Annotated in this window: 21 protein-coding genes; 12 read left to right on the top strand and 9 right to left on the bottom strand. The window is 49.6% G+C overall.

What is annotated here, in order from left to right; translation table 11 throughout:
- The first annotated feature begins 60 nt into the window (after window positions 1-60).
- Window positions 61-1056, top strand: a complete 996-nt coding sequence (locus tag AC4BAP_RS09475) for an endonuclease/exonuclease/phosphatase family protein (RefSeq protein WP_490582397.1) — start codon at window positions 61-63, stop codon at window positions 1054-1056.
- A gap of 186 nt (window positions 1057-1242) precedes the next feature.
- Here AC4BAP_RS09475 and AC4BAP_RS09470 read toward each other — a convergent pair whose 3' ends face one another.
- Window positions 1243-3105 (bottom strand): vWA domain-containing protein, encoded by a 1863-nt coding sequence (locus AC4BAP_RS09470; RefSeq protein WP_490582396.1) that lies wholly within the window; start codon window positions 3103-3105, stop codon window positions 1243-1245.
- A 135-nt stretch (window positions 3106-3240) separates the two neighbouring features.
- Here AC4BAP_RS09470 and AC4BAP_RS09465 point away from each other — a divergent pair, with 135 nt between their 5' ends.
- From AC4BAP_RS09465 to AC4BAP_RS09435, 7 genes are all read left to right on the top strand, one after another.
- Window positions 3241-3840, top strand: coding sequence for an RNA polymerase sigma factor (locus AC4BAP_RS09465; protein ID WP_490582395.1), 600 nt, complete (start codon window positions 3241-3243; stop codon window positions 3838-3840).
- Window positions 3827-5179 (top strand): energy transducer TonB, encoded by a 1353-nt coding sequence (locus AC4BAP_RS09460; protein ID WP_490582394.1) that lies wholly within the window; start codon window positions 3827-3829, stop codon window positions 5177-5179. The genes AC4BAP_RS09465 and AC4BAP_RS09460 overlap by 14 nt, the downstream gene beginning before the upstream one ends.
- Window positions 5180-5806 carry an HD domain-containing protein gene (locus AC4BAP_RS09455; RefSeq protein ID WP_490582393.1) on the top strand — a complete coding sequence of 209 codons (627 nt, stop codon included), beginning with the start codon at window positions 5180-5182 and terminating at the stop codon, window positions 5804-5806.
- Between the two features lie 90 nt (window positions 5807-5896).
- Entirely contained in the window at window positions 5897-6625 is a 729-nt protein-coding gene (gene pxpB, locus AC4BAP_RS09450; protein ID WP_490582392.1) for a 5-oxoprolinase subunit PxpB, read from the top strand.
- Window positions 6615-7628, top strand: coding sequence for a 5-oxoprolinase subunit C family protein (locus tag AC4BAP_RS09445; RefSeq protein ID WP_490582391.1), 1014 nt, complete (start codon window positions 6615-6617; stop codon window positions 7626-7628). Before pxpB ends, AC4BAP_RS09445 begins: the two co-directional genes overlap by 11 nt.
- Complete coding sequence (locus tag AC4BAP_RS09440) at window positions 7625-8386, top strand: LamB/YcsF family protein (RefSeq protein WP_490582390.1); 762 nt, start codon at window positions 7625-7627, stop codon at window positions 8384-8386. Before AC4BAP_RS09445 ends, AC4BAP_RS09440 begins: the two co-directional genes overlap by 4 nt.
- Before the next feature lie 2 nt (window positions 8387-8388).
- Window positions 8389-9579: an NRAMP family divalent metal transporter gene (locus tag AC4BAP_RS09435; RefSeq protein WP_490582389.1), complete on the top strand. Its 1191-nt coding sequence runs from the start codon at window positions 8389-8391 to the stop codon at window positions 9577-9579.
- A 290-nt stretch (window positions 9580-9869) separates the two neighbouring features.
- On the opposite strand, the gene AC4BAP_RS09430 is transcribed toward AC4BAP_RS09435, so the two are convergent.
- Both AC4BAP_RS09430 and AC4BAP_RS09425 read right to left on the bottom strand, forming a co-directional pair.
- The gene (locus AC4BAP_RS09430; RefSeq protein WP_490582388.1) at window positions 9870-10334 is read right to left on the bottom strand and encodes a DUF4268 domain-containing protein; all 465 of its coding nucleotides are present in this window, start codon (window positions 10332-10334) and stop codon (window positions 9870-9872) included.
- Between the two features lie 61 nt (window positions 10335-10395).
- Entirely contained in the window at window positions 10396-10971 is a 576-nt protein-coding gene (locus AC4BAP_RS09425; protein ID WP_490582387.1) for an AraC family transcriptional regulator, read from the bottom strand.
- Window positions 10972-11339: 368 nt separating this feature from the next.
- On the opposite strand from AC4BAP_RS09425, the gene AC4BAP_RS09420 reads away from it, so the two are divergent.
- From AC4BAP_RS09420 to AC4BAP_RS09410, 3 genes are all read left to right on the top strand, one after another.
- Complete coding sequence (locus tag AC4BAP_RS09420) at window positions 11340-13526, top strand: PAS domain-containing sensor histidine kinase (protein WP_490582386.1); 2187 nt, start codon at window positions 11340-11342, stop codon at window positions 13524-13526.
- Window positions 13519-13917, top strand: a complete 399-nt coding sequence (locus AC4BAP_RS09415) for a response regulator (protein WP_490582385.1) — start codon at window positions 13519-13521, stop codon at window positions 13915-13917. The genes AC4BAP_RS09420 and AC4BAP_RS09415 overlap by 8 nt, the downstream gene beginning before the upstream one ends.
- Before the next feature lie 177 nt (window positions 13918-14094).
- Window positions 14095-15528, top strand: coding sequence for a M48 family metalloprotease (locus AC4BAP_RS09410; protein ID WP_490582384.1), 1434 nt, complete (start codon window positions 14095-14097; stop codon window positions 15526-15528).
- 72 nt (window positions 15529-15600) lie between these two features.
- Here AC4BAP_RS09410 and AC4BAP_RS09405 read toward each other — a convergent pair whose 3' ends face one another.
- The 5 genes from AC4BAP_RS09405 to AC4BAP_RS09385 all read right to left on the bottom strand — a co-directional run bounded on the left by AC4BAP_RS09405 (window position 15601) and on the right by AC4BAP_RS09385 (window position 19621).
- Entirely contained in the window at window positions 15601-16038 is a 438-nt protein-coding gene (locus tag AC4BAP_RS09405; RefSeq protein WP_490582383.1) for a nucleoside deaminase, read from the bottom strand.
- Between the two features lie 56 nt (window positions 16039-16094).
- Window positions 16095-16787: a CPBP family intramembrane glutamic endopeptidase gene (locus AC4BAP_RS09400; protein ID WP_490582382.1), complete on the bottom strand. Its 693-nt coding sequence runs from the start codon at window positions 16785-16787 to the stop codon at window positions 16095-16097.
- Window positions 16788-16864: 77 nt separating this feature from the next.
- Window positions 16865-17164 carry a histidine kinase gene (locus AC4BAP_RS09395; protein WP_490582381.1) on the bottom strand — a complete coding sequence of 100 codons (300 nt, stop codon included), beginning with the start codon at window positions 17162-17164 and terminating at the stop codon, window positions 16865-16867.
- 94 nt (window positions 17165-17258) lie between these two features.
- On the bottom strand, window positions 17259-18491 hold the full coding sequence (locus AC4BAP_RS09390; protein WP_490582380.1) for a PAS domain-containing protein: 1233 nt from the start codon (window positions 18489-18491) through the stop codon (window positions 17259-17261).
- Between the two features lie 206 nt (window positions 18492-18697).
- On the bottom strand, window positions 18698-19621 hold the full coding sequence (locus tag AC4BAP_RS09385) for a mechanosensitive ion channel family protein (protein ID WP_490582379.1): 924 nt from the start codon (window positions 19619-19621) through the stop codon (window positions 18698-18700).
- Window positions 19622-20108: 487 nt separating this feature from the next.
- Between AC4BAP_RS09385 and AC4BAP_RS09380 the strand changes: the two genes are divergently transcribed.
- Window positions 20109-25544: a PA14 domain-containing protein gene (locus tag AC4BAP_RS09380; protein WP_490582378.1), complete on the top strand. Its 5436-nt coding sequence runs from the start codon at window positions 20109-20111 to the stop codon at window positions 25542-25544.
- Window positions 25545-25614: 70 nt separating this feature from the next.
- On the opposite strand, the gene AC4BAP_RS09375 is transcribed toward AC4BAP_RS09380, so the two are convergent.
- Window positions 25615-26895 carry a hypothetical protein gene (locus tag AC4BAP_RS09375; protein WP_490582377.1) on the bottom strand — a complete coding sequence of 427 codons (1281 nt, stop codon included), beginning with the start codon at window positions 26893-26895 and terminating at the stop codon, window positions 25615-25617.
- Window positions 26896-26990 lie beyond the last annotated feature (95 nt).

Here is a 26990-nt window from a genome sequence, read left to right as displayed (position 1 = left end):
CAATAGTTTATCGGACATGGCACTAAACACCTAAAGCAGTTATCACCGTAAAAAATATACATGAAAAAGTTTATTTACTACTTCGCTTTAATTGCCGGTACACTGCTTATACTTGTAACGCTACTCTCCCTGATTTACGATGTGAGATTCTGGTTTCTGAAGGTACTGGATTTCCCCAGGATGCAGACACTTATCGGACTATTGATTTGCCTTGGCCTGTTCCTGTTTGTGAAGCGCAACTGGAAGTACCCCTCCATACTTTTCGTTTCAGGCCTGGTTATATCAGTGATCATCCAACTGACGTACATTGTTCCGTATACTTTTTTGGCCAAAAAAGAAGTTGCCTCTGCAGCAAAGGATATGGCAACTGAAAGCTCTATTAAACTGATGGTGGCCAACGTTTGGATGAAAAATGACAAAGCACAGGCATTTCTGGATGTAGTGAACGAAGCCGACCCCGATATCATTATTGCCATGGAAACGAATGCCTGGTGGAAAGAGCAGCTTTCTTCGCTGCAAAGCAAATACCCGCACCATGTGCTGCGGCCACTGGACAATACATATGGCATGTTGCTGTTCTCTAAATACCCGCTGGAGAACACCAAAGTCATGCATTTAAAACATAAAGATGTGCCCTCGATCCATAGCAAGGTAACATTGCCAAACGGAAGAGAGTTTATGCTGCGCGCGGTGCATCCCGTACCACCCAAGCCCAGCGAGCACCCCGACAATGTTGGCGAAAAAGAACTGGAACTGATAAAGGTCGGGCAGATGGTTACAGAACGCGAGTTGCCAGTGATCGTGGCCGGTGACTTTAACGATGTGGCCTGGTCCCGGACATCGCGCCTTTTCGGCACAGAAAGCAGGCTGAACGACATACGCGTTGGCAGAGGCCTTTACAATTCGTTTGATGCGAAATCCTTTATCATGCGCTGGCCCCTGGATCATATTTTCGTATCTGAAGATTTTCGTGTGGTTGATCTGCAAAAGCTGCCAAAATTCGGCTCGGACCACTTCCCTATAATGGCAGAGCTTACACTTGCAGCACCAGAATAAGCTTAAAGTATAAGCCATATGGTAGCTGAAGTATAAAAGCAGAACTAATGCAGATTATACTTCAAAAGTATAAAGCAGCGTGTTGGATGCCGGGAACAATTTTTCCAGATGGTGGTACTTAGCCAGCTAATGACTGCAGGCAACTCCCTATCCCAAAAAGTATGCTCCCGGCTCCTCAAATCAGTTTTATCTTCTGTCACTCAACAGGTTCATAGACTTTACCAGCCTAATAAACTCTATCCGGTAACCTTCTGCATCCTTCCCCCTGGCACCTTCGGCCAATTCCAGCACCATTGGGTAAGAGGCGTTGCCTTTATACTTTGAGTCTCGAAGTAACATGCCGCAGGCAGCCACAGCAGCCGAGAACCTGAAATTGTCGGAGGTCTTTGAGGCTGCGGTGGATTGGTTGGTAACAGTACTCGTGATCAGTTTGCTTTCGTTGCCTTGTGGGTCTTTGTAGCGCAGTTTAAGCGTTAGCAGTTCGTTGGTGTTGGTCGCCTTTTGGTTTAGCTCTGATTTCTGGTATTTCAGTTCATCCACGGTGCCGGTTTTGGCCACAGCCCCTACGGGCACTATCTCATAAAGTGCTGTTACCGTATGGCCGGAACCCAGGTCGCCTGCATCTTTTTTGTCATCATTAAAGTCTTCATCAGCCAGGGCTCGGTTTTCATAGCCTATCAGCCTGTACGCTTTCACTTTTGCCGGGTTAAACTCCAGTTGTAGTTTAACGTCCTTGGCTATGGTAAACAGGGTTCCGCCAAACTCATTCACAAACACCTTTTTAGCCTCCAGTATACTGTCAACGTAGGCATAGTTGCCGTTGCCTTTATCTGCCAGTTGCTCCATTCGGGAATCTTTCAGGTTGCCGGTTCCAAAGCCAAGCACGGTCAGAAACACACCTGATTCACGCTTCTCCTCTATCATCCGCTGTAATTCGCTGTCGCTGCTAACCCCCACATTAAAGTCTCCGTCTGTGGCAAGTATAACCCGGTTGTTTCCTTCCTTCACAAAATTCTCCTGAGCCACTCTATAGGCAAGTGCAATGCCAGCCCCCCCAGCCGTAGAACCTCCCGCTTCCAGCTTTTCGATAGCCCGCATAATATCCGACTTGTTTTTTCCGGGGGTTGATGGCAAGACCAAACCGGCCGCCCCGGCATATACCACTATAGCCACCCTGTCTTGTGGTCGCAACTGGTCTACCAGCAATTTAAAGCCAGCCTTAACCAAAGGCAGCTTGTCAGGCGATGCCATTGAACCCGATACATCTATCAGGAAAACCAGGTTGGCCGCAGGCAGCTTATCGGTTGGGATGTTTTTGCCCTGCAGACCTATGTGCAACAACTGGTTCTCCTTGTTCCAGGGGCACTCCGACAGTTCTGTGGTAACCGAAAAAGGGATATCGCCGGATGGCTGCGGATAGTCGTAGCTAAAGTAGTTTACCATCTCCTCTATCCGGACCGCATCCACGGGTGGTCTTTGGCCCTGATTTAAGAACCGGCGCACATTACTATAGGAGGCATTGTCTACATCAATGGAGAAAGTAGAAAGTGGGTTTTGCCTTGGATCCAGAAAAGTACTCTCCTGGATGTAAGAATAATTCTCGGTGTTGTGAACAGTGGGCGGGATAACAACTTCGTGGGCCATGGTTGGTGCCATGCTCATCTGTTGCTTTGCCTGTCTGCCGGTTATATTTACACCAGCCACCCGGCCTCTTGTCCCATACCCCGTCACTACCACTTCGGTAAGGGAATGCGTAGATGGGGCTAAGGTGATATCCAGCTGCTGCTTTTTACCAACTTTAACCTGCTGCTCGACATAGCCGATGTATCGGAACACAAGTATACTTTTATCATCGGGCACACTTATGCTATACTTGCCAAGCTGGTCGGTGCTGGTACCGGACAGGGTTCCTTTTAGCTGCACAGTAACACCCGGCAACGCCTGCCCGCTGGTGGCGTCAGTAACGGTTCCGGAAATCATGTGGCCCTGGGCGTTTGCCTGCATCCCTACAAACAGCAGAGACAAAAGCAGGTAGATAAGTTTTTTCATGGCTTAATGTGTTTTGGTTTACCCCTTGGATGCAGCTTTCAAACACATTCCATAAAAACTTCGGATATTTTTTCTTTAATTTATCTGATAACTGAGATTGCCACTAGATTTTTATACTTGCTAACTCAAACTTAAATGCTGCCATTTTTCCTCAAGCTCTTTTCCAACGGAAAGCCGCCTCCCGGCGACGAGGAATTGCTGCGCCTGTACCAGCAAACAGGCCATCTGGATCATTTGGGCGAACTGTACCAGCGCCACTCCGAAATGGTGTACCTCGTTTGCCTGAAGTACCTGAAAGATGAGGATGAAAGCAAAGATGCCACCATGCAGCTTTTTGAGCATGTGGCCGAGGCTTTGCTTAAGCATGAAGTGAATAACTTTAAAAGCTGGTTACACAGCACCACACGCAACTTTTGCCTGATGCAGCTGCGTGCCGGGAAAAAGATCAGAAAAATAAGCCTGCAGGATTCCGGTGCTTTGATTATGGAAACGCCACAGCCAATGCATCTAACAGAGGCAGAACAGCTTGAGAAGTCTGAAGAGGCGCTGCAGCAGGCTTTGCTGGCCTTGCCCCCGGAACAGCGGCAGTGCATCGAACTGTTTTACTTGCAGCAAAAAAGCTATAAAGAGATCAGCACACTTACCGGCTGTGATTTAAACAAGGTGAAAAGCTATATCCAGAATGGAAAGCGCAACCTGAAACTTTACCTGGAAAAACACCATGCGTCAAGATAAACACTCCATACTTTGGCAACCCGACGACCACCCGTCGCTGGAACAGCTCAGGCAGTACCAGGAGGATGCCTTGCCGCCTGCGGTGCAGCACCAGTTGGAGCGGCACCTGCTGGATTGTGAGCTGTGCTCGGATGTGCTGGAGGGAATGGCTGTTTCGGAACCATCCAAAACAGCTGCAACTGTACAGCGCATAAATAAGCGTATTGCGGCCAGGGCACAGAAGAAAAAGCGGAAACCACTCCCCCTTTACCTTACCGACTGGCGCGTAGCTGCTGCCATACTTTTAGTGCTGTGCTCTACCCTGCTTGTGTTTTATTACAATTATACTGAACTCAGCAAAAATGATCGTGGCATAGCCGTTTCTGATACAATAACCCCTCCTTCCGAAGAACCCATAACGCCGGGGGCAGCACCTGCGGCAGCAGAAAGTATGGAAAGTATAGCCGAGCTTAAACCTTATACGGTGAGGCCCAAAACGATAGCGGCTGTTCGCGGGGGTGTAAGCAAGACCCCTCCTGTAAACCAACTCACTGAAGAGGCTGCCATATCTGCGACACCACAAACAGAACCGGTAGATGTTACGATCCAGCTGGCTGACGCGCCTGTGATTGCCAGTGCACCCGCCGCAGCGGCTCCGCTCAGGCCCGAAGTGGCCAAGGCAAGAACCTTACTGGTACCCGAAACCACAACTGTGGCAAAGGCATTAAGCGGATCGGTAGCAAGTGTGCAAATGAAAGGAAGTGCTCCATTAAGCCAAAAGCAGCTTCAGGGACAGGTACTTTCCCCGGAAGGGCAGCCATTGCCTGGAGTAGCCGTAACCATTAAAGGCACTACCAACGGGGCAGTAACAGATGCCAAAGGCAACTTCACCTTGAGTTTGCCCCAGGAAAAAGCTACCCTGGCCTTTAGTTATATCGGCTACCAGCGCGAGGAAAAAGCCGTAGACGCCAATACACAAGAAATAACTGTAAATCTGAAAGAAGACACACGCTCTTTAAGCGAGGTGGTGGTTACAGGTTATGGTGCGAGAGCATCACAGGCCCGTGAGGTAATTTCGGCAAAGCCTGTGGCTACAAGGCAATCGTATAAAAAATACCTCGAAGAAAATATTCGTTATACTTCCGCCATGCAAAAGGGACGCGTGGTTATACAAGCAACTGTTTCTTCAGATGGGGCACTGCGCAACCTAAAGGTACTGAAAAGCCTTTGCACCGCCTGCGATGCCGAGGCACTGCGCCTTGTAAAAGAAGGTCCGGCCTGGAAACCCGCCACCAACAACGGCGAGCCGGTGGAGCAGCAGGTAAAAATAACGGTGCGTTTTCGTCCGGAAGGCAATTAAATGAGCAGAGAACTTAAACAGACCTGGGAAACGCTCTGCAAGAAGTATACTTCGGACACAGCACTGATTAACAGCCTTTGGCAGGAACTGGAACAAGCTTATACCGCTACTGACAGGCATTACCATACTTTGGATTACCTGGCTTACATGCTGGACTTAGCCAGCAAATATAAACCAGAAGCTCATACTTACACGCTGTTGTCCTTTGCCATATTTTACCACGACATCGTGTATGAGCCCACCCGGAATGACAACGAGGCCCGAAGCGCTGCGCATGCGGCTCAAGCCTTAAATATATTGGGTTTGCCCACTCAACAGATTGCAGCTATTGAAGAGATAATTCTGGCTACACAACTTCATCAGCAGCATCAAAATCCGATAGTAAACCTTTTACTGGACCTCGATCTGGCCATACTTGGCTCAGACTGGGCCACCTACGATACCTACCGCAAGGCAATACGCCTGGAATATGGCATGTACCCTGACGCGGTGTATCGCTCTGGCAGGATAAACGTTTTGGCAAACTTTCTGGCAAAGCCATACATTTACCAGACGACATACTTTCGGGAGCGTTTGGAACAACATGCACGGGAAAACATCAAAAAAGAAATGCGCCTGCTAAATTAAGCCGGTATATCTTCTTTGACATCTCTTCATTAAACCCGAATTTTTACTTAGCTTGAACAGAAGTTTGACTGTACTCTGTATCATATCTCTATGAACCGCAAAGAACTTGTGCCCATTCAACTGCTGCCACTCAGCGACAATGCCATTGTGCTGCAGTTTGGAGAGGAGGTTTCGGAGGAGATACATGCCAAGATACAGGCAGTGGCGCATTACCTGGAACAGCACCCGCTGGCAGGTATGCAGGCTTATGTTCCGGCCTATACCACCCTTACCGTTTATTACGACCCATGGGTAACAAGCAATAAAGGTAAAACCGACCCCTACGATGCCATGGTGGCACAACTGCAACAGGTGCTTTCTGAAACTAAAAAACATAAACGTAACGGTGGCAGGCTGGTGGAGATACCTGTTTGCTACGGCGGTGAATATGGCCCTGATCTGGAAGAGGTAGCAGGGTATAACAACCTCTCGCCTGAAGAAGTGATTGCCTTGCACAGCGGCACAACCTACCTGGTGCACATGATGGGCTTTGCACCAGGCTTTCCGTATTTGGGCGGACTGAATGATCGAATAGCCACACCACGCAGACATGAACCCCGAAAAACCATACCTAAAGGTTCTGTGGGCATAGCCGGTCAGCAAACAGGCATCTACCCTATCGAAACGCCGGGTGGCTGGCAGCTTATTGGCCAAACGCCACTGGAGCTGTTCAACCCCGACAGAGCGCAGCCCAGCTTGCTCAGGGCAGGTGATAAGGTCAGGTTTGTGCCCATATCGGAAGATGAATTTAAAAAGCAGGCTAAACAGCATGAGCATTAAAGTGATTAAACCCGGCCTGCTGACCACCGTGCAGGACCTTGGCAGGTATGGTTACCAGCAGGAAGGCGTGATCGTGAGCGGTGCGATGGACAGCATGGCTATGCGAATCGCTAATTTGCTGGTGAGTAACCCCGAGAATGCCGCCACCCTGGAAGCAACCCTGCAGGGCCCAGTTCTATACTTTGAAAAAGATCAGTTGATTGCCCTTACCGGTGCCGACATGGGGGCAAGTATAAATGAGCAGCCGGTGCGCATGTGGCGGCCATTGCTTGTGAGAGCCGGAAGCACACTTACCCTGAAAAACGCTCGTGCAGGCTGCAGAAGTTATATTTCGGTGGCGGGTGGCTTTGATGTTCCGCTTGTACTTGGCAGTGCCTCCACTTACCTGCGTGCAGGCTTCGGTGGTTACAAGGGCAGGGCATTGCAGGCTGGTGACACCCTAAGTGCAGCTAATAACTTACCAGAAACCGCCAAAGCACTTGCTGCCCGCCTGTCCGAAGAGGCGATCGGCGACTGGTTTGCCCAGCCCAACTGGACCCTGGAGCCGCAGGCGTACATGGTGTATGAAGGCGAGCCCGTGGTACGCGCCATGCCCGGCCTGGAGTATGAGCTTTTTACCCAGGTAAGCCAGGAAGGCCTCTGGAAAACCAAGTTTCAGGTTACACCCCAGTCCGACAGGATGGGTTACAGGCTGCTGGGCCAGGTATTGCAACTGAAAGAGCCAAAAGACCTGCTATCGGGTGCGGTTACGGCTGGTACTGTGCAGGTGCCCCCAAAAGGTATGCCCATCATACTTATGGCCGACAGGCAGACAACCGGCGGTTATCCGCGCATTGCGCAGGTCATTACCGCAGACCTGCCGAAACTGGCACAGGTACGGCCGGGGCAGAATATTCAATTTAAAGAAGTCAGCTTAAAAGAGGCTCAGGCCCTTTATTTAGCACAGGAGGCTGAACTAGAGCAATTAAAAGGCGCACTCAGCCTTAAACTCAATACCACATGAACCAAATCTCCATAGACCTTAACTGCGACATGGGTGAAAGCTTCGGTACCTATACCCTGGGCAACGACGAAGCCATACTTCCCTACATCACCTCTGCCAACATTGCCTGCGGCTACCATGCCGGCGACCCGCTGGTGATGCAACGCACTGTAAAACTTGCCCTGCAGCATGGGGTAGCAGTTGGCGCACACCCCGGCCTACCGGACCTGGTGGGCTTTGGCAGACGGGAAATGGCCGTGACGGCAGAGGAAGTATACGCGATGGTGCTTTACCAGACAGGTGCCTTTGCGGCCATTGCCAAGGCAGAGGGCACCAGGCTACACCACGTAAAACCCCACGGCGCGCTCTACAACATGGCTGCCGTACGTCCCGATCTGGCGCAGGCTATCGCAAAGGCTGTGCAAAAGGTTTGCCCGGAGGCGGTGCTTTACGGACTGGCAGGCAGTGCTTTGATTAAAGCAGGGAAAAAGGCTGGGCTGAAAACTGCCAGCGAAGTGTTTGCAGACCGCACCTACCAGAACGATGGTACCCTAACCTCCCGTAAACAACCCGGTGCCCTGATCACAGACCAGGAAAAAGCGCTGCAGCAAGTGCTCCGCATGGTAAAAGAGGGCAGTGTAACATCACTGCAAGGCACAGCGGTACCCATAAATGCCGATACCATTTGCATACACGGGGATGGTCCGCACGCACTGGAGTTTGCCAGGTACCTCTATCAGAAATTAAACGAAGAAGGAATCACCCTTAAGGCTTTTTAAGTATGCTCAAAAACAAGAACTGGGGAGTGTTGCTGGGTGCGGCTTTCCTGATGGCTACCTCTGCCGTTGGTCCCGGCTTTCTTACCCAAACCACAGTGTTTACCCAAAGCCTGGGCGCAAGTTTTGGCTTTGTCATACTTGCCTCCATCATCCTGGATATAGGCGCACAGCTAAACGTCTGGCGTGTAATTGCCGTGTCGGAAAAACGCGCACAGGAGATCGCCAGCATGGTGCTGCCGGGGCTGGGCGTGTTCATCTCGCTGCTGATCGTGTTGGGCGGCTTCGCTTTTAACGTGGGCAATGTGGGTGGTGCCGGACTTGGCTTTAATGTACTGTTTGGTATCAGTGCAGAGCAGGGGGCCATACTTGCGGCCGCATTCTCTGTGGCCGTTTTCCTGGTACGGGAGGCTAAAAAGGTAATGGACAGATTTGCGCAGGCCATGGGTTTACTGCTCATTCTGCTCATGGTGTACGTGGCCATTACCTCTGCCCCACCTCTGGCCGAGGCTGCAGTTAAATCCATACTTCCAGACGATATCAGCTTTACGGCCATCATAACGCTGGTGGGTGGCACTGTGGGTGGTTACATTACCTTTGCAGGCGGACACAGGCTTCTGGATGCAGGTATAAAAGGGCAAAATGCCCTGCCGGAGGTAACTAAAAGCGCAGTGTCTGGCATCACGATCGCTTCAATTATCAGGGTGTTTCTGTTCCTGGCTGCGTTGGGTGTGGTAAGTAAAGGCCTGCTACTGGACGAGGCAAATCCTCCTGCCTCTGTATTTCAGCTGGCTGCCGGTGACATAGGGTATAAATTATTTGGCGTGGTGATGCTCTCGGCGGCCATTACTTCGGTTATTGGCTCCGCTTATACTTCTGTTTCCTTTATCAAATCCTTCAGCCCCGCCTTCGAGAAGTATGAGAACTGGCTCATCATCGGGTTCATCGTCATCTCCACGGCAATATTTGTAACTATCGGAAGGCCGGTGCACTTGCTTATACTTGCCGGTGCCCTGAATGGACTTATACTTCCGATAACCCTGGGCACCATACTTATGGCAGCGCACAATAGCCGCATTGTTGGCAATTACCGCCACCCTATAACGCTAACCGTGTTCGGGGTACTGGTTGTGCTGGTAATGGCCTGGATGGGTGGCTATACATTGCTACAGCAAATCCCGACTTTGTTTGAATAATATTTTTGGTTATTTGTTGTTGGTTGTTCGCTATTAGGAAATGTAGAGACGCAATATTTTGCGTCTTGGTGGCTTTAACGTCAAGACGCTCACAGGTCTGAAAGACGCTGTGAGGTCTGGTGGGCAATTTATACTATCGAGGTATACTTTTCAGTAATTGCTGAAGCGGACGATACTGCGCTGTTGCCGACAAGACGCAAAATATTGCGTCTCTACAAAATCGAACAACCATCAACGAAAAATACGTCTCTACAAAATCGAACAACGAATAACGAACAACCAATAACCAACTAATCCCTTAGCTCATCAAAGCTATACTTGGCGCCGCTCCAGAAATCGTCTAGGGCGATGATGCGGGGTTTGAAGAAGGAGATCAGGTCGGGCCAGTCATTTTGGTTGAACACGCTTACGCCAGGCAACTCTTTATAAATCCTGCTGATGACTCTGCCTTCGCTGTTGGTGGTGTGCAGTTCCCACTCCCACTCCTCCCCCACATACTCGTGCAGCAGGTTTCGCAGTTCCTGAAACTGCTCAAAAAACAACTCCTGTATTTCCGGGTCCGGGTGGGTGATCTCGATGGCGATGCTGGCCATTTTCTTGTCGGCGTGCATCCGAAAGTAAACATGCTTCAGGCCGGTTCTGTAGTTAGCCCAGTTAATCTTATAACCGTCAGCCGAGGGATGCGGCGCAATATACTGCCCGAAAGCCGTCCAGAATGCCTGCCTTAGTTGTGATGCCTGTTCTCGGGTATACATTGTATTTAGATTTACGGGCCTTTGCCGGCAAATAAAAAGTATAGGTTAAAAGTATTGAAGGTTATTGTACCTTATCTATGGTTTTACGCTTGTTGTCTTTTATTTCTTTAAAATAACTTGGCGTAAGGCCCGTAACTTTCTTAAACTGATTGGAAAGATGTGCCACACTGCTGTAGCCTAGTTTAAATGCGATCTCCTTCAGACTAAGCTCGTTGTATACCAGCAATTCCTTTACGCGCTCTATGCGTTGCAGGATCAGGTACTTCTCAATGGTAATGCCTTCGTGAGAGGAAAAGAGAGAACTCAGGTAACTATACTCCATCCCTATCTTTTCGGCCAGGTAATCCGATGTATTGATGTGCAGGTCTGCTTCCCCCTGTCGATGCACCAGCTCGATAATGGCCAGTTTTATCTGCTCGATCAGTTGTGTTTTGCGGTCATCGAGCAATTCAAATCCGCTGGAGGTCAGCACTTCCTTTATCTGCTCCATATCAAATGTGTTGTCCGGGCTGCTGATCTCAGCCTCACCCAGACTTACACTTAATACCTGGTACCCAAGCTGCTGAAGCTCTTCGGCCACTACCCTGTTGCAGCGGGCACAGACCATGTTTTTAATGTATAGCTTTAATGTTCCCATAGCGTGCGCTTTCCTGCAAAGGTAACCAACCCATGCAACGAATCTTATCTGGTTAGTGATTTTTTAAAAAGTATAAAATGGCAGCTCAAAATCCGGACAAGGCGGTAACATAGCACTGCTTCATGCCAACAGGTAACTTCCACATTATATTAGTACAATTTAAGGCTTTTATTCTGATACATTATTTCTTTTAGCCGCTAGGTTAATAACATAAATTTTATTTAAATTAAACGAATTATTGCGCTCTTAAAATTGTAGAGTGTACATCGCCTCGCTTTTAATACTTACTTTGCCTTATAGTTAATATACTATTTGCGCAATCCAAAAACAGACTTATACAATTATCTTAACCTGATAACTTAGTTGTTATGAGCCTGTTAGTCTCTGATTTTTACAAGCATTTGTTGGTAAACAGCACCGACCTGCTCACTATTATAGATGAGGAGGGCTTGTATAAGTATATCGGGGAGTCTATGGAACAGTGGCTTGGTTACAAGCCGGAGGAACTGGTAGGCAAAAGCGCATTCGACCTTGTACACCCCGATGACTTGCCAGATGTTTTGGAGGCTTTTCAGCACATCGCAGTCCGTGAGAAGATGCAGGTGGGCCCTTTCCGGTATATGTCCAAGTTTAATGGCTGGAGATGGCTCGAATGCACCGCTTCCAACCAGACGTCGAATGAGAACATCCGGGGTTACATCACCAACTCACGCGATATTACGGAAACGATAGAGGAACGCACCCAGAAAGACCTGCACCAGGCTTATTACAAGTCGCTGTTCGAGGAGCATCCCGATGCCGTTTTTTCACTTAACGCAGAGGGCTATTTCCAATCTGTGAACAGGCAGTTTTGCCGCATACTGGGTTATTCAGAAGACACCATGCTGCACACCCATTTCACGGACTTTGTGCAGCAAAACTATATAGACCTGCTCAACAACCTGTTTTATCAAACCCTGGGCGGGCAGCCTCAGAGCCTGGATATTGAGGTGGTGGATGCGACCCAACTGACCAAGATAGTACAGGTAACGCTGTTGCCGGTATACTTAAGGAAACGGGTAATTGGTGTGCAGGGAATTGCAAAAGATATTACAGATGCCGTATCGGCCCAGCGGCAGATCAAATACCAGTCTGAGCAGTTTCGTAAAATACTGGAAAGCGTTACAGAGCCATTCTTTGCTTTGGATGCCAACTGGAATTATACTTTTGCCAACCAGGCCTACTGCGATCTTTTAAAAAAGCCAGCCGAGCAGATCAAGGGAGCCAATATCTGGCAACTGTACCCCGAACTGGTAGGAACCGGCTTTTACAACAGTTGCCTGAAGGTGGCTGCCACTGGTAAAACAGAGTACCTCGAAGAATCTTACAATGCCTACAATCAGGCCATACTAAGCTATAGTATCTTTCCTTTCGATGGTGGCATTGCCATCCATTTTATAGACATCACGGCTCAGGCTTCATTAAAAAGAGAGCTGGAAAAACTATCGCTGGTGGCGAGCAAAACCATAAACGGCGTCGTGATAATGGATGCGGATTGTAAGATTGAATGGGTGAACGATGGCTTTACGAGACTTACCGGCTATACAAGAGAGGAGGCCTCCGGTCTGGTTCCAGGCGACCTGCTGCAGGGCAGGGAAACTGATCCTGCCATGGGCCAGTATATGAGGGCCAAGTATAAGGAAGAGGTACCCTTTACGGCCGAGATCTTGAATTACCGCAAAACAGGAGAACCTTACTGGGTGAAAGTGGATGTTACCCCGGTTAAAGACGCCAGGGGAAAGCTACTGAACTACATTGCCATACAAACCGATATCACGGAAAAGAAAAAAGCTGAATCAGAGCTTATAAAACTGGCAGACAGCTTGTACAAGCAAAACCTGAACCTGCAACAGTTCACCTACATGGTTTCGCATAACCTTAGGGCACCCGTGGCCAATGCTCTTGGCCTTACAAGGCTTATAAATGTGGTGCCGGCAGGCACGGCACAGTTTACCTCTATCCTGGAAAAACTGCAGTCTTCTGTATCTCAGCTCGACACCGTGATCAAAGATATCAGTAAGATCTTGTCGGTTCGTGACGCTGGTAAAACGATTCCAAGAGAGCCGGTAAACCTGTTAGCCATTTTCAGGGAAGTGCTCATGCCGTTCCAGGATGAGCTCAGGGAGTGTGACGCCACTGTAACGCTGGACGTTGATCATACTTTTGTATTAAGCTCTAACAAAGCTTACTTGTACAGTGTGTTTCAGAACCTGATTTCCAATGCCATAAAATACCGTTCGCCGGAGAGGCCGCTGCACCTTACTATAAATGCAAAGCGCGATGCGCGCGGCTACGAAGTAAACATTACCGACAACGGCATGGGCATGGACATGCAGGTTGTTGAGAACCAACTGTTCAAATTATATAAACGTTTCCACCCATCCATTAAAGGCAAAGGAATTGGTTTGTTTCTGGTGAAAACGCAGCTAGAAACCCTGGGCGGAAAAATACTTGTGTCAAGTGTACCAGGAAAAGGCACTACATTTACATTACTTTTAGGGGTTAAGCATGTATAACAAAGTACACATTATTGATGACGACGAAATAAGCCTGTTCCTGACCGAGGCTATACTGGATGTCATGCAATTTGCCCGAAAGTATGTTGGTTTCCAATGTGCCAGGCATGCCCTGCAAGAACTGCTGACCGCATTACAGAATAATGACACGGAACGCATACCAGATATTATTTTCCTGGATCTGAACATGCCCTTCATAAGTGGCTGGGAGTTGCTTGAAGAGCTGCTGCCTTATGAGGATGTACTGATAAAGGTTTGCCAGATATACATTCTCACCTCTTCTGTTAGCGAGGATGAAGTGGAGAAAGCGAGCAACTATAAGCTGGTGACTGGCTTTTTACAGAAGCCCCTGGATGACTATTCCATTTCCCGAATTATCCACCGTTCATAAGCCGTACCCAAATACTGCAATTCTGTTAGCCTGTAAAAGGCACAGTATCAAAGCTTGCCCAGGCCTAACAAGGTAACCTATACTTTGCTGAATCGTTTTAGTTTTAGTAAATGATCAAGGCAATTCCCGGGCAGGCGCACTGTCTGGGGCTGCCACTCAGACAACAAACACACAACTATGAAAAAGTATATTTCCGCTTGCCTGCTGGCAGGCACTTTGGCTATATGTAGTTCCTGTTCTAAAAACCCCGTAACAGGAAAGAAAGAAGTGATCCTCATGTCGGAGGCGCAGGAACTGGCCCTCGGCCAGCAGGCAGACCCTCAGATCGTGGCACAGTTTGGGCTTTATGATGACCCCGCGTTAAAGCGTTTCATTGATGAAAAAGGCCAGAAAATGGCAGCCATCTCACACCGTAGCAATATCAAGTATAATTTTAAGATCCTGGACTCGCCAGTGATCAACGCGTTTGCCGTGCCGGGGGGCTACGTATACTTTACCCGTGGCATAATGGCGCACTTTAACAACGAGGCCCAGTTTGCCGGTGTGCTCGGCCACGAGATAGGCCACATTGCAGCACGCCACTCCGCACAGCAACAAAGCAAGGCCATACTGGCACAGGTGGGCCTGATAGCCGGCATGGTTATCGCACCCGAGCTGGCGCAGTTCGGCGATATGGCTTCTCAGGGCCTTGGCTTGTTGTTCCTGAAATTTGGGCGCGACGATGAACGGGAATCAGACAGGCTTGGTGTAGAGTACTCCACCAAAATAGGCTACGACGCCGATGAAATGGCAGACTTTTTCCTGACGCTGCAGCGCAAACAGGAAGAAGGCGGCTCAGCTATCCCAGAGTTTTTATCTACACACCCAAACCCTGAAAACCGCTACATGACGGTGCAGCAGTTGGCAGGCGAATGGCAGAAGAAACTCAATGCCACTGTGCTGGATGTAGGCCGCGAGTCATACCTGCGCATGATAGACGGCATGATCTATGGCGAAGACCCGAAACAGGGATTTGTAGAGAACCAGGTGTTTTATCATCCGGAACTGAAGTTCCAGTTCCCGATACCTGCCAACTGGAGCTACATGAACTCGCCGCAGGTTTTCCAGATGGCCCCGAAAGACGGAAAAGCCATGATGAACCTGACCCTGGCCCCCGGCAACTCCTTGCAGGAAGCCGCGCAGCAGATCATGCAAAAGTATAACCTTAAGCCGGTGCAGTCTGGTAACACAACGGTAAATGGTTTGCCGGCCCTGGCTGTAGTCGCCGATCAGCAGCAGGAACAGGGCACCATCCGTACCTTAACATACCTGATACAGTACGAAGGCAGAATTTACAGCCTGATGGGTATAACTGCTGCCCAGTCTTTCGACTCCTATGCCCGACTGTTTACCAACACCATGGAAAGCTTCAGGCCTCTGACAGACCCAGCTAAACTCAACAAGAAGCCAGAGCGCATCAACATTGTAACAGTACCGCAGACAACCACACTGCAACAAATACTGCAACCTTATGCCAAAGACCAGAAACGCCTGGAAGAACTTGCTGTATTGAACGGCATGCAGCTACAGGACCGTGTAGAGCGCGGCACCCTGATCAAGGTGGTGAAATGATTTATACTTTGCCAAACAAAAAGGGACACCCATTAAACCGGTGTCCCTTTTTGTTTGTCGTGGAGTTAAGTCTTACACGCCAATATCTTCGTTCCACAGTTCTGGTTTTTCCTTAATAAACTGTTGCATCAGTTGGTAGCACTCCTCGTTGTTAACCACCTCCACCTCTACCCCTCTGGCCCGCAGGTATTCCTCTTCGCCCATAAAGGTCAGGTTCTCCCCTATTACCACGCGGGGTATGCCATAAAGCAGGATTGTGCCTGAGCACATGGCGCACGGAGACAAAGTGGTATAGATGGTACACTCCTTATAAACAGCGGCTGGTTGCCGGCCGGCATTTTCCAGGGCATCCATTTCGCCGTGAAGCACCACGCTTCCCTGTTGCACCCGCTTGTTATGCCCCCTGCCAATAATTTTGCCTTTGTGTACCAGAACGGAGCCGATGGGAATACCACCCTCCTCATACCCTTTTCTGGCTTCTGCTATAGCTGCCTCTAAAAAGTTATCCATACCTGTTTTGCTGTGTTTTTGATATAGTACAAGCGGTAAGGCAATTTGGTTATACTTTAGCCGAAACTATACTTCTTCTTAAATTTGGAAAGCAACACAACCACCATCACGGCAAATGCCAGCACTGGCAAATGGATGTACAGCATACTTTCCAGGGAGCTTAAGTTACGGGTATGGATACTGGTAAGGGGCTCAAACAAACTAAGCTGGTCATCAGAGAAGATGTACTGGTCTACGAGGTTCCAGCCAAGATGAAGGCCGACAGGCAGGGCAATGGAACGTGTTTTGGAATAGGAATAGGCAAACATCAGCCCCCAGACACCAGTATAGAAAAGTACCCAGCCCATCAAGATTGGATTGCCCAGTATGTTAAAAGAAAACCAATGGTACACACCAAAGGCTGCTGCACTCAGAAAATTAGCCTTGCGCTCTCCAAGGTATGCTATTGCCTTGTATAACAGATACCCCCTGAAGATCAGCTCTTCATAAAGCACGGAGTTAAATACCCTGTAAAGACCATCGAGGAAAAATGAACCCGTAAACCCGCTGGCAGGTATCCAGTCAAAATTGGCCACCAAAGCAAAGAGACTGCTTATAAGTATGGCAAGCAAAGCTGTAGCCAGAAAACCGATGCCGAACTGGAGCAACCTGTACATTGGTTTTGTTAAACCCAGCACCTGTATAAGCTGTTTACGCTCAATCCGGAGCAGTAAGCCACTGATAACAAGTATGATTACGTTCCCGAGCATAGCTACACAAAATCATTTTAAAGGTTGGAAAACAAGCAGGCTTTCGGGCTATTTTTGGGGTCAGGTGGCACCCGAACTTACACCGGGAGTTGCTCTACCATCGATAGCAGCCTTAAAAACTTTTCCGATTTCTGATCAACCAGCCTTAACCCATCATGTGCCTCCTCGATCCTGCTGTTCTGGTACAGCGATATTAACTGACGTGCCAGCGCGATGAGCTCTCTGTGTATCCTGTACAACTCCTTTATCTGATCAAACTGGCTGTACTTTGGCATGCCCACCTCCACAAACCACGTATCAACCGGGCCTCTCTCCGAGAAAAAACTTTCATCAAAGTCGCCGCCAAACAGCACAGAGCGCAGCCTGGACTTAAACAAGATATGTTTAATCCTTAATTGCTGAATATCTAACTGCACGCTGTTCATCTAAAGCAGATAAAAGTCAAGAGGTTAAGCAATGGTTAAAAATAAATCAGGCTTCCGGGTTTGATACTTCATACCCGAACACAAGTATACCATCTACCTGATGATGCTCATTATATAAAGGCAGATACTGAAAGGTCAACATAACGTCTTCCAGCTCACCGGTATTGTTTCTGTCGAGTTTAACGAGGGTTCGGTTTGCGGAAAATGACTGTCCGGTCCGGTATACATTATCCAGGATATCGATATAGCCCTGTTCTACGACCTCCGGTATGGCTTCTGCCACTGTTCTGTCTAGCACTTGCTTTCCGGGAATCAGCTTCTGGTAATTGTCATTGATAAGTTCGAAACGATGTTCCGGTCCCCTCAGGATGCAGAAAAACGCCGGGGACTCCATGAAAAGACGCTCGAACTTCATGCGCTCCGCCTCCGCCTTGTTGTAGGCTTTTTGCACATGCTCTGATAGTTGCGCCATCTGGGTGTTGGCTTCCAGCAGCTCCTCCACCATTTGCCGGGCACTGTGTATATCCGTAATAGCCCCTACCCACATCATCAGTTTACCGGCTTCATCGAGTTGTGGCAGAATACGGGCCAGGTGCCAGCGGTACACTCCCTCCCTTGCTCTTACCCTTATCTCGATCTGTAGCTCCTTGCTTTGCAGCAATGCTTCCTGCAGCCTGTTATCGAAAAGCGGGGCATCCTCGGGGTGTATCGTCTGCAGTATGCCACTGTGCAGCAATTCCTTTATAGTATGGCCTGTGTATCTTTCCCACCTGCTGTTCAGGTAAGTCAGCCTGTTTTTCTCATCCAGGGTAAATAAGAGCAAAGGCATGGCCTCGGCCATAAACCTGAACTTTTCCTGGCTTTCGGAGAGGGCAAGCTTGGCCATTTCGCGCTCGGTCACGTCGCTGGTACGTTGCACTATGGCCTCCACTTCGCCGGTTTCGTTCAGTAAGGGTGTGTGCGAAGCCTCCCAGTACCTGATGTCGAAGCCCCCTCCCAATGCCTCAGGCCTTGGTATGTCGTAGCGCAGCACATCCAGGTAATCCACTTTTTTGGTGCGCAGCACATTCTCCAGCGACTGCCTCAGCAAACGCTCATTTTTCGATTCCTCCGCATTAGGGTTATCTGGGAAAGTTTGCAGGAAATGCCGCCCAATCAACTCCTCGCGCGAGCGCATGGTTACCTTTAGGTAAGTGTCGGTAGCTGCAAGTATTTCAAATTTAGGTGAGACTACTACAATTGGCTCAGGAACAAGGTTGAAAATCTTCTGAAAATCCATCTAAAATTTGTTTTGGATACTGGCTTTGCCACAACAAGATAGCAAAACTGCTTGGTTTGTAACATACTGCTCCGGTTTCATTTTGTTTTAATTACACCAGTACCGTCACAGCGTATCTGTTACCTATACCTATTTAACAGGCATTTATACTTTGGATGAGCAAAATGGAAAGCACTGATCTTAAACACCTTAAAAGTATACGTTCGTTAAAGCGGGGCATTGGGACGTTGCATATCCTGCCCTTCGTGGTACTGGTAAAAGCGCGTGGTAGGGTACGCAAAATGTACATCGTCCGTGCTGGCAAAAGCCGTGAGTACGTCTTCCCAGATGTTGTTGGTACTTTGCCTTCTACGCATTAGGCTGCACATGTAGCGCATGGTAATCCGGACGCCATTCTCCCGCACGTCTGTGAACAACCTGGGGCTGAAGTCTTCATAAAAGATGAGGTGCCGCTGCGACTGTTTCTTGATCTGTTGCAATGCCTGCTCCGTCAGTTTCTCGCTGTGCCGCTCCACGATCTCTGAAAGTATGGCCTTGGCACGGTGCCAGTTACTCTCGAACGTTATCACCACCGAAACCTCGTTCCAGATAAAAGGAAAGCCATAGTTATAGTTGGCCTGCGGGTCTGTGAACAGCCTGCCATTGGGTATATTGACCACACGGCCTGTCGCCTGGTCCGCATCTACCCAGCCCCTTATCTCATTAATGGAAAACTGGAACAGCCGGAGGTCGATCACATCGCCAAAATACTCCCCTATCTGTATCCGGTCACCTATCCGGAAAGGCCGCTTCCAGATGATGAGCACCCAGCCGGCCATGTTAAGCACCGGCTCCCGGAGGGCCAGCACCAGTCCGGCAGATAGCAGGCCCAGGAAAGTAGCAATACTCTGCAAGCCCCCGAACCATACGTTTACCAGAAGTATGATGCCAATAAAGGTGATGATGTAGTTGGTGAATTTACGCCACTTGTAGCGCTTGCGCAGGTCTTTTTCGCGTTTAAAAACGATGCTCAGGATCAAGGTGCTCAGCAGCCACAGCCCCAGCACCACTGCCAGTGTGAGCAGCAGGTGTTCGTAAAAATCTGCCGAAACTCCCGTAATTCCTTCAAGCCAGTGTGTGATTTTGCGCATACACTGCCTTACGCTGAATTAGAAGTGTTAGATGTTTCCGTCTTAATGCCTACTAAAGCTCAGTCTGTCACCGTATGGTAGAATCTTCAAAAGAAGGTTGACTGCTGCTAATTATTGGGTTGGGCGCATCTGTACAGGTAAATTATTGTATCTTTTCTTTAGCAGAGTCTTCATACAGGTAGCTACACCCTACAAAGTATAATTATACAACAGTATAACAAAATAGTATAAACTCATCAAAGTTTGGACACGTAATTTTAGTATAGTTTATCACTGGTTTTTGCTTAGAAAATACTCCACGTTATTTTGCCTGTACAGGTAAAAGTGTTTTCTGATACTGATTTACTCCTTTTTAAAGGCATTATCCTTCGCCCGCCCACGCCTAGTAATTGTAACCCTATTTCTACCTAGTATGAGATTATCGTTTACCTTTTTGTGCAAGCTTTTACTTTTCAGAAAGCGAACACAAGGCAAGCTTGCTCTTATCATGGCACTTGCTCTTACCTTCTGTTTTAAAACTTACCCTCAGCCAACAGGCTTTAGCGACGTGCAGATTGGTGATAACTGGAACGCTGCTGTTGGCCTTACCTTCTCGAAAGATGGCAACCGCATGTATGTTTGGGAAAAAGGCGGCAAAGTATGGCTCGTAGAAAACGGCCAAAAACTTACCACTCCTTTCCTGAATATAAGCGAAGAAGTTGGCGACTGGAAAGACCACGGACTGTTAGGCTTTGCCCTGGATCCTAATTTTGAAAGCAACGGGTATGTTTATGCCCTCTATGCAGTAGACAGGCATCATTTGTTATACTTTGGAACAGGCAGTTATAACCCGTCCGCTAACGAATACTTCAGCGCCTCTATCGGCAGACTTACGCGCTATACAGCCAGGACCTCCGACAGTAAACGCACAGTAGACCCTGCAAGCAGGAAAATCCTGATCGGAGAGACTAAATCTACTGGACTACCAATACTGTATACAGGACACGGGGTAGGCAGTGTAGTATTCGGCGAAGACGGGTCCCTGCTTCTTTCTATCGGTGACGGAGCCTCAGCAGGCTATGTTGACAAAGGCTATGATCCGGCAAACCCCAATGACACGTACATACCGCAGGCCATTCAGGATGGCATTATTACCAGCAAAGAAAATATAGGTGCTTTCAGGGCGCAGCAGGTAAATTGCATTAACGGTAAAATATTGCGTGTAGACCCCGCTACTGGCAACGGATTGCCTTCCAATCCATACTATAACTCCTCAGCACCGCGATCGCCAGCTTCCAGGGTCTGGGCGCTGGGCTTCCGCAACGTCTTCAGGTTTTCGATAAAACCCGGTACCGGGGGTGCCAATTTTCCGGGTGTGATCTATGCTGGAGATGTTGGCTGGTACAATTGGGAGGAGATCAACGTCATCACCAAAGCCGGCCAGAACTTTGGTTGGCCCATTTACGAAGGGCTAACGCAACAGGAGTGGTACTATCATGTGCAGGTGCCTAACACTTACGATCCACCAAACCCGCTCTATGGGCAAGGCAACTGTACGCAACAGTACTTCTACTACAGAGACTTGATAAAACAACCCTTAAAATCCACAACACCATACTTTGGGAACCCCTGCGACTACAACGTTCCAATCTCCGGTACAACTTATAAACTGTTTGTGCACCAACGACCTGTATTTGACTGGTGGCACAAAGAAAAGGGAACGGCAGCCAGAACAGGTATTTTTAATGGCGAAAACCCGGATGTGGCTTTAATTGGCTCGTCAAACTCACCGGTAACAGGTCCGCAGTTTACAGGGAGTTCAGTTACAGGTGGTATCTGGTATACCGGAGACGATTTTCCGGCAGAATATAAAAACACTTACTTTTTCGGCGATTACGTGGACGGCTGGATCAAAAATTCAAAATTTAGTTCTACCGATGCCCCACAGTCTGTTTCTAATTTTATAAACCAGAACGCACATGTGGTTGCCATGGCCACAAACCCGGTATACGGCGGGTTATACTATATAAATTATGCCTACCAGTTACGCAAGGTAAGCTATAATGCCACCAATAGTCCTCCAATTGCAGTAGCAACTGCAGATAAATTATTCGGAATAAGCCCTTTAACTGTACAGTTTAATGGAAGCGGCTCTTCTGACCCGGAGGGCAAGCCGCTCACTTATGATTGGGACTTTGGCGATGGTTCGGCACATGCTACAACTGCAAACCCGAGCCATACTTTTACAGCCTCCGGCAGGGTGGTTTATAAAGTAACTTTGAAAGTAACGGATTCCGGCGGAGCCTCAGCTACTACCACCCTTAACATTGCCCTTAACGGCACACCGCCTACTGTCGCTATTACCAGTCCGGCTGATGGCACGAAATACCCCATGACCCAAAACACGGTTTACCCACTTCAGGCAAACGTATCTGATGCTGAAAGTTCCAATTCCCTGTTAAAGTATGAGTGGCAGACAGTGCTGCACCATAACACACATACCCACCCGGAGCCGATTGACACAAACCCAACAACCTCTACAACCATAACCCCGATTGGCTGCGACGGGGAGACATACTTTTACCGCATATCACTGAAAGTAACAGATCCGGAAGGACTGTCAGGTTCAGACTTTGTTGACATTTACCCGGATTGCAGCGGTGGTGTGATAAAGCCTATCACGCTGACTTCCCCTACTTCAGGCCAAACTTTTACAGCAGGTTCTAATATTAATCTAAGTGTGAGTTTTGCCGAGGTGGCCCGCACATGGAGTAAAGTAGCATACTATCAGGGCACTATAAAAATTGCGGAGGCAACGGCTGCACCATTCTCTGCCACCTGGTTTAATGTGCCGGGAGGCAGTTATTCAATCAAGGCTATTGGCACTGACACAGATAATCATACAGTTGAATCGGCACCTGTAGCGATTACAGTGACCGGAAGCGGAGGTGGTACCACCACCGGCAAGATCACCAGGGAGTTCTGGGCCAACGTGACCGGCTACGGCACGGGCGCCATCCCCGTGGGCACCGCCCCGACCAGCGTGAGCGAGCCGGCCATCTTCGAGGGGCCCAGCAACGTGGCAGACAACTACGGGGCCCGCTACCGCGGCTACGTGACGGCGCCGGCCACGGGCGAGTACACCTTCTGGATAGCGGGGGACAACGGCTCGGACCTGTTGCTGAGCACCTCCCAGGACCCGGCCTCCAAGCGCATGATCGCCCAGGTCAACGGCTGGACCAACCCCCGCGAGTGGACAAAGTACACCACCCAGCAGTCGGTGAAGGTGAGCCTGCAGGCAGGCCAGCGCTACTACATCGAGGCCCTGCACAAGGAGGAGGCCGGCGGCGACAACCTGGCCGTGGGCTGGCAGCTGCCCGACGGAACCTTCGAGAGGCCCATACCCGGAAGCAGGCTGTCGCCCTTCTCGGGGGGAACCACACCTCCGCCTACTGTAAACTATACTTTAACAGTAAATGTTAATGGGTCTGGCACAGTTTCGCCCAACAGTGGAACGTATACCAGCGGCACAGTAGTGCAGTTAACCGCTACACCGGCATTAGGCTATGTCTTTTCAGGCTGGTCCGGCGACGCGACAGGCAGCACAAACCCGCTTTCCCTTACCATGAACAGCAACAAGAGCGTAACGGCAACTTTTACACTATCTAGCACACCCCCTCCTACCACCACCGGCAAGATCACCAGGGAGTTCTGGGCCAACGTGTCGGGCTACGGCACGGGCGCCATCCCCGTGGGCACCGCCCCGACAAGCGTGAGCGAGCCGGCCATCTTCGAGGGGCCCAGCAACGTGGCAGACAACTACGGGGCCCGCTACCGCGGCTACGTGACGGCGCCGGCCACGGGCGAGTACACTTTCTGGATCGCCGGCGACAACGGCTCGGACCTGTTGCTGAGCACCTCCCAGGACCCGGCCGCCAAGCGCATGATCGCCCAGGTCAACGGCTGGACCAACCCCCGCGAGTGGACAAAGTACACCACTCAGCAGTCGGTGAAGGTGAGCCTGCAGGCCGGGCAGCGCTACTACATCGAGGCCCTGCACAAGGAGGAGGCCGGCGGCGACAACCTGGCCGTGGGCTGGCAGCTGCCCGACGGAACCTTCGAGAGGCCCATACCTGGAAGCAGGCTGTCGCCCTTCTCGGGGGGAACCACACCTCCGCCTACTAATCAACCACCAACAGTGGTTATTAGCAGTCCATCCAATGGCTCCAGCTATACTTTGGGCCAAACCATAACTTACAGTGCCTCTGCCTCTGATGCAGACGGTAGCATTACCAAAGTAGAGTTTCTGGCAAACGGGACAAAAGTTGGCGAAGATATAACAAGTCCTTATAGTATAAACTGGACACCCGGCACGGCAGCTTCCTATTCTTTAACCGCTAGGGCAACTGATAATGCAGGAAGCGCTACAACATCCGCTTCTATAACTATCACTGTTACCAGCTCCAACACAAAAGTATACAGTATCCTACCGCTCGGAAACTCTATAACCCAGGCCTCCAGTACCACACAGAGTTACAGGTACCCGCTCTGGAAAAAATTGATAGATGCCAACTACAACTTTGACCTGATCGGAAGCTTAAATAGCAACTATAATGGCAATCCGACCTGGCCTGCTTATAATGGAAAAACGTTTGACAGAGACCATGAAGGACATTGGGGCTGGAGAACAGATGAGATCATTAATGGAGCATCCGGGCAAGCCAGTGCTGGTAAGCTCTCACAATGGCTGGGAAGTTATACACCTGATATTGTGCTGATGCACCTCGGTACCAATGATATGTTTCAGAACCAATCTGTAACAGAAACCATTGCGGAAATGCGAGAGGTTGTAAGATTGTTAAGGCTTGATAATCCGAACGTGGCGGTACTGATGGCTAAAGCGATACCCGCATATCTCCAGGTGGTAGGGCCAACGGCACATGCCAATATAAATGCTCTGAATAATGCGATCCCCAGTCTTGTGCAGGAGTTAAACACCTCACAGTCTCCGGTTATACTTGTAGACCATACGGTTGGGTTCGATCCTACGACAGGAGTTGACACATATGATGGTGTACATCCTAATGCCAGTGGTGAAGAGAAAATGGCTATAAAATGGTTGGGTGGCATACAAAGTATAATAAATGGCACACCACCCCCTCCTACCACCACCGGCAGGATCACCAGGGAGTTTTGGGCCAACGTATCGGGCTACGGCACGGGCGCTATCCCCGTGGGCACCGCCCCAACCAGCGTGAGCGAGCCCACCATCTTCGAGGGGCCCAGCAACGTGGCAGACAACTACGGGGCCCGCTACCGCGGCTACGTGACGGCGCCGGCCACGGGCGAGTACACCTTCTGGATAGCGGGGGACAACGGCTCGGACCTGTTGCTGAGCACCTCCCAGGACCCGGCCGCCAAGCGCATGATCGCCCAGGTCAACGGCTGGACCAACCCCCGCGAGTGGACAAAGTACACCAGCCAGCAGTCGGTGAAGGTGAGCCTGCAGGCAGGCCAGCGCTACTACATCGAGGCCCTGCACAAGGAGGAGGCCGGCGGCGACAACTTGGCCGTGGGCTGGCAGCTGCCCGACGGAACCTTCGAGAGGCCCATACCCGGAAGCAGGCTATCGCCGTACTTAAGTGCCTCTCAGACACAAAGTATAACATCAGCCACGAATACTTTAACAGATGCGTTTTCGGTTTATCCAAATCCGTTTGGGCAGGAAATTAACGTTGTGAGCAATGTAGTTGGGTCAGGTATTAAACTGCTTGAACTGTATGATCTTACTGGAAGACAAATCTATGTAAAAACTTCTGTCCCAGACCAGGACCGCAAAATCCATACTTTGGCTATAGATAGATTACTCAAAAAAGGGATATACATTTTGAGGATTACCGATGAACAGAACAGGCTGCATAACTTCAAGATTTTGAAAGATTAGGCAAAAACTCTGTAGCGCAGCTTATGCCAAGGCATGAGCTGCGCTGATTATACTTATTTAGCAGCAAGCATCAGTGCCACTTTTTCATGTGGTTGGCATGAGTATGCAGATAGGCGCCGTCTTTGTAGAATTTATCGTAAAATTCAAGGTCCAGATGATGTGCCTGCAGATACATGAGCGTGAAAATAGACGGAACGGTTGCCGGAAACTTTCCAAACGTATCGAACACATACTGTGCCTGCAGGGCCACACATTCTCTAAACCATTCTTCGTGCACCTGTGCGGAGCCTCTCACTCTTCCAGAATCTCTCCAGGGGCCCGGCGTTTCCGGGTTAAATGGACCTCCTTTGCCGAACTTGCGTTCATAAACTGCCTCCACGGCGGCACGCATATCCGGGTAATGCGGTGGACAAAAGCCTTCCATTACGCCTTTCAAACCGGTGGGATTAGGGTATGGCCAGTTTGCACTCGAATCAAACCTGAAGCCGAGTCCGGAAACTTCGGGGTTGCCGCTTGCACCCAGCACACTAAAAAGATCAAGCCCATCGTACATCCAGCCACCCAGCCCCATGGCCTGCAGCATCAAAGCACCGGCATAGCAACTGGTGGCAAGCTCTACGGTTACTTCGGCCAATGACAGCTGGTCCACGAACGTAATGGGCCAGGTGCTGCTGTTGTCCACTTTATCTTTATACTTGTCTATACCTGGTATTGGCCGCTTGTTTATGTCGTCGGTTAGCACCATCCCGTTCTGGAGCATGTAGCAAATAGCCAGTAACACGTGCTGTGCCAGATCAGCCACCGGAATTACCAGCAATGTACCGGGCTTATTGGCCACCCAGGTATTGTGCGCCTCCACATAGGGCACCTCAGACGGTAAACGCAACCTCCCATCCTGTAACTTTCGCACTTGTTGCTTCAGTGCATCTACCACGCTGCCCAGGTCCATACTTCCGTCAGGGGCACGCTCTGCCGAGGCCGGCGCATCCCGGTTATCCAGCACGTAAACCCCAACATCATCCGTGAAAAACGTTTTACTGGTATGGAAACCCGCCGCCGACGGAAAGGTGCGTCCGCCTGCAGCTGCCGCATAGTTTGAGAGATGCGGTGCATAACGCTGCGCCCTGTATATCATGTTGTGCCAGCCTGTGTTGCCGGCACAGGCTGTTACCACCAACAGTTTTTCAAGCTCACTCAGGGGCACGGGTTCATGCCTGGAAGTATAAGCAAACACACCGTCCGGTATCTCTGCACCCATAAAAAATCGTCTTGAACGCCTTCCTAACAAGGCTTCTACCAGGCCAAAGTCCAGCATATCGGTAAAACCAGGGGGTAAACTATTTTTATCCATATAAAAAACATTAAAGTATAATTTTATTTTACTGTGCTGCTTCAGAACAGTTTTGGTACACAAGCTTTACTTTCAGCTATATTTTAAAAGGTATC

The sequence above is a fragment of the Pontibacter sp. GD7 genome, assembly GCF_058216375.1.
Note: the sequence above shows the minus strand (reverse complement) of the source record. Positions and strands in the feature narration are given on the sequence as shown.

Coding starts and splice junctions, on each gene's coding strand:
- AC4BAP_RS09475 (WP_490582397.1), top strand. CDS start 61: ATGAAAAAGTTTATTTACTACTTCGCTTTAATTGCCGGTACACTGCTT.
- AC4BAP_RS09470 (WP_490582396.1), bottom strand. CDS start 3,105: ATGAAAAAACTTATCTACCTGCTTTTGTCTCTGCTGTTTGTAGGGATG.
- AC4BAP_RS09465 (WP_490582395.1), top strand. CDS start 3,241: ATGCTGCCATTTTTCCTCAAGCTCTTTTCCAACGGAAAGCCGCCTCCC.
- AC4BAP_RS09460 (WP_490582394.1), top strand. CDS start 3,827: ATGCGTCAAGATAAACACTCCATACTTTGGCAACCCGACGACCACCCG.
- AC4BAP_RS09455 (WP_490582393.1), top strand. CDS start 5,180: ATGAGCAGAGAACTTAAACAGACCTGGGAAACGCTCTGCAAGAAGTAT.
- pxpB (WP_490582392.1), top strand. CDS start 5,897: ATGAACCGCAAAGAACTTGTGCCCATTCAACTGCTGCCACTCAGCGAC.
- AC4BAP_RS09445 (WP_490582391.1), top strand. CDS start 6,615: ATGAGCATTAAAGTGATTAAACCCGGCCTGCTGACCACCGTGCAGGAC.
- AC4BAP_RS09440 (WP_490582390.1), top strand. CDS start 7,625: ATGAACCAAATCTCCATAGACCTTAACTGCGACATGGGTGAAAGCTTC.
- AC4BAP_RS09435 (WP_490582389.1), top strand. CDS start 8,389: ATGCTCAAAAACAAGAACTGGGGAGTGTTGCTGGGTGCGGCTTTCCTG.
- AC4BAP_RS09430 (WP_490582388.1), bottom strand. CDS start 10,334: ATGTATACCCGAGAACAGGCATCACAACTAAGGCAGGCATTCTGGACG.
- AC4BAP_RS09425 (WP_490582387.1), bottom strand. CDS start 10,971: ATGGGAACATTAAAGCTATACATTAAAAACATGGTCTGTGCCCGCTGC.
- AC4BAP_RS09420 (WP_490582386.1), top strand. CDS start 11,340: ATGAGCCTGTTAGTCTCTGATTTTTACAAGCATTTGTTGGTAAACAGC.
- AC4BAP_RS09415 (WP_490582385.1), top strand. CDS start 13,519: ATGTATAACAAAGTACACATTATTGATGACGACGAAATAAGCCTGTTC.
- AC4BAP_RS09410 (WP_490582384.1), top strand. CDS start 14,095: ATGAAAAAGTATATTTCCGCTTGCCTGCTGGCAGGCACTTTGGCTATA.
- AC4BAP_RS09405 (WP_490582383.1), bottom strand. CDS start 16,038: ATGGATAACTTTTTAGAGGCAGCTATAGCAGAAGCCAGAAAAGGGTAT.
- AC4BAP_RS09400 (WP_490582382.1), bottom strand. CDS start 16,787: ATGCTCGGGAACGTAATCATACTTGTTATCAGTGGCTTACTGCTCCGG.
- AC4BAP_RS09390 (WP_490582380.1), bottom strand. CDS start 18,491: ATGGATTTTCAGAAGATTTTCAACCTTGTTCCTGAGCCAATTGTAGTA.
- AC4BAP_RS09385 (WP_490582379.1), bottom strand. CDS start 19,621: ATGCGCAAAATCACACACTGGCTTGAAGGAATTACGGGAGTTTCGGCA.
- AC4BAP_RS09380 (WP_490582378.1), top strand. CDS start 20,109: ATGGCACTTGCTCTTACCTTCTGTTTTAAAACTTACCCTCAGCCAACA.
- AC4BAP_RS09375 (WP_490582377.1), bottom strand. CDS start 26,895: ATGGATAAAAATAGTTTACCCCCTGGTTTTACCGATATGCTGGACTTT.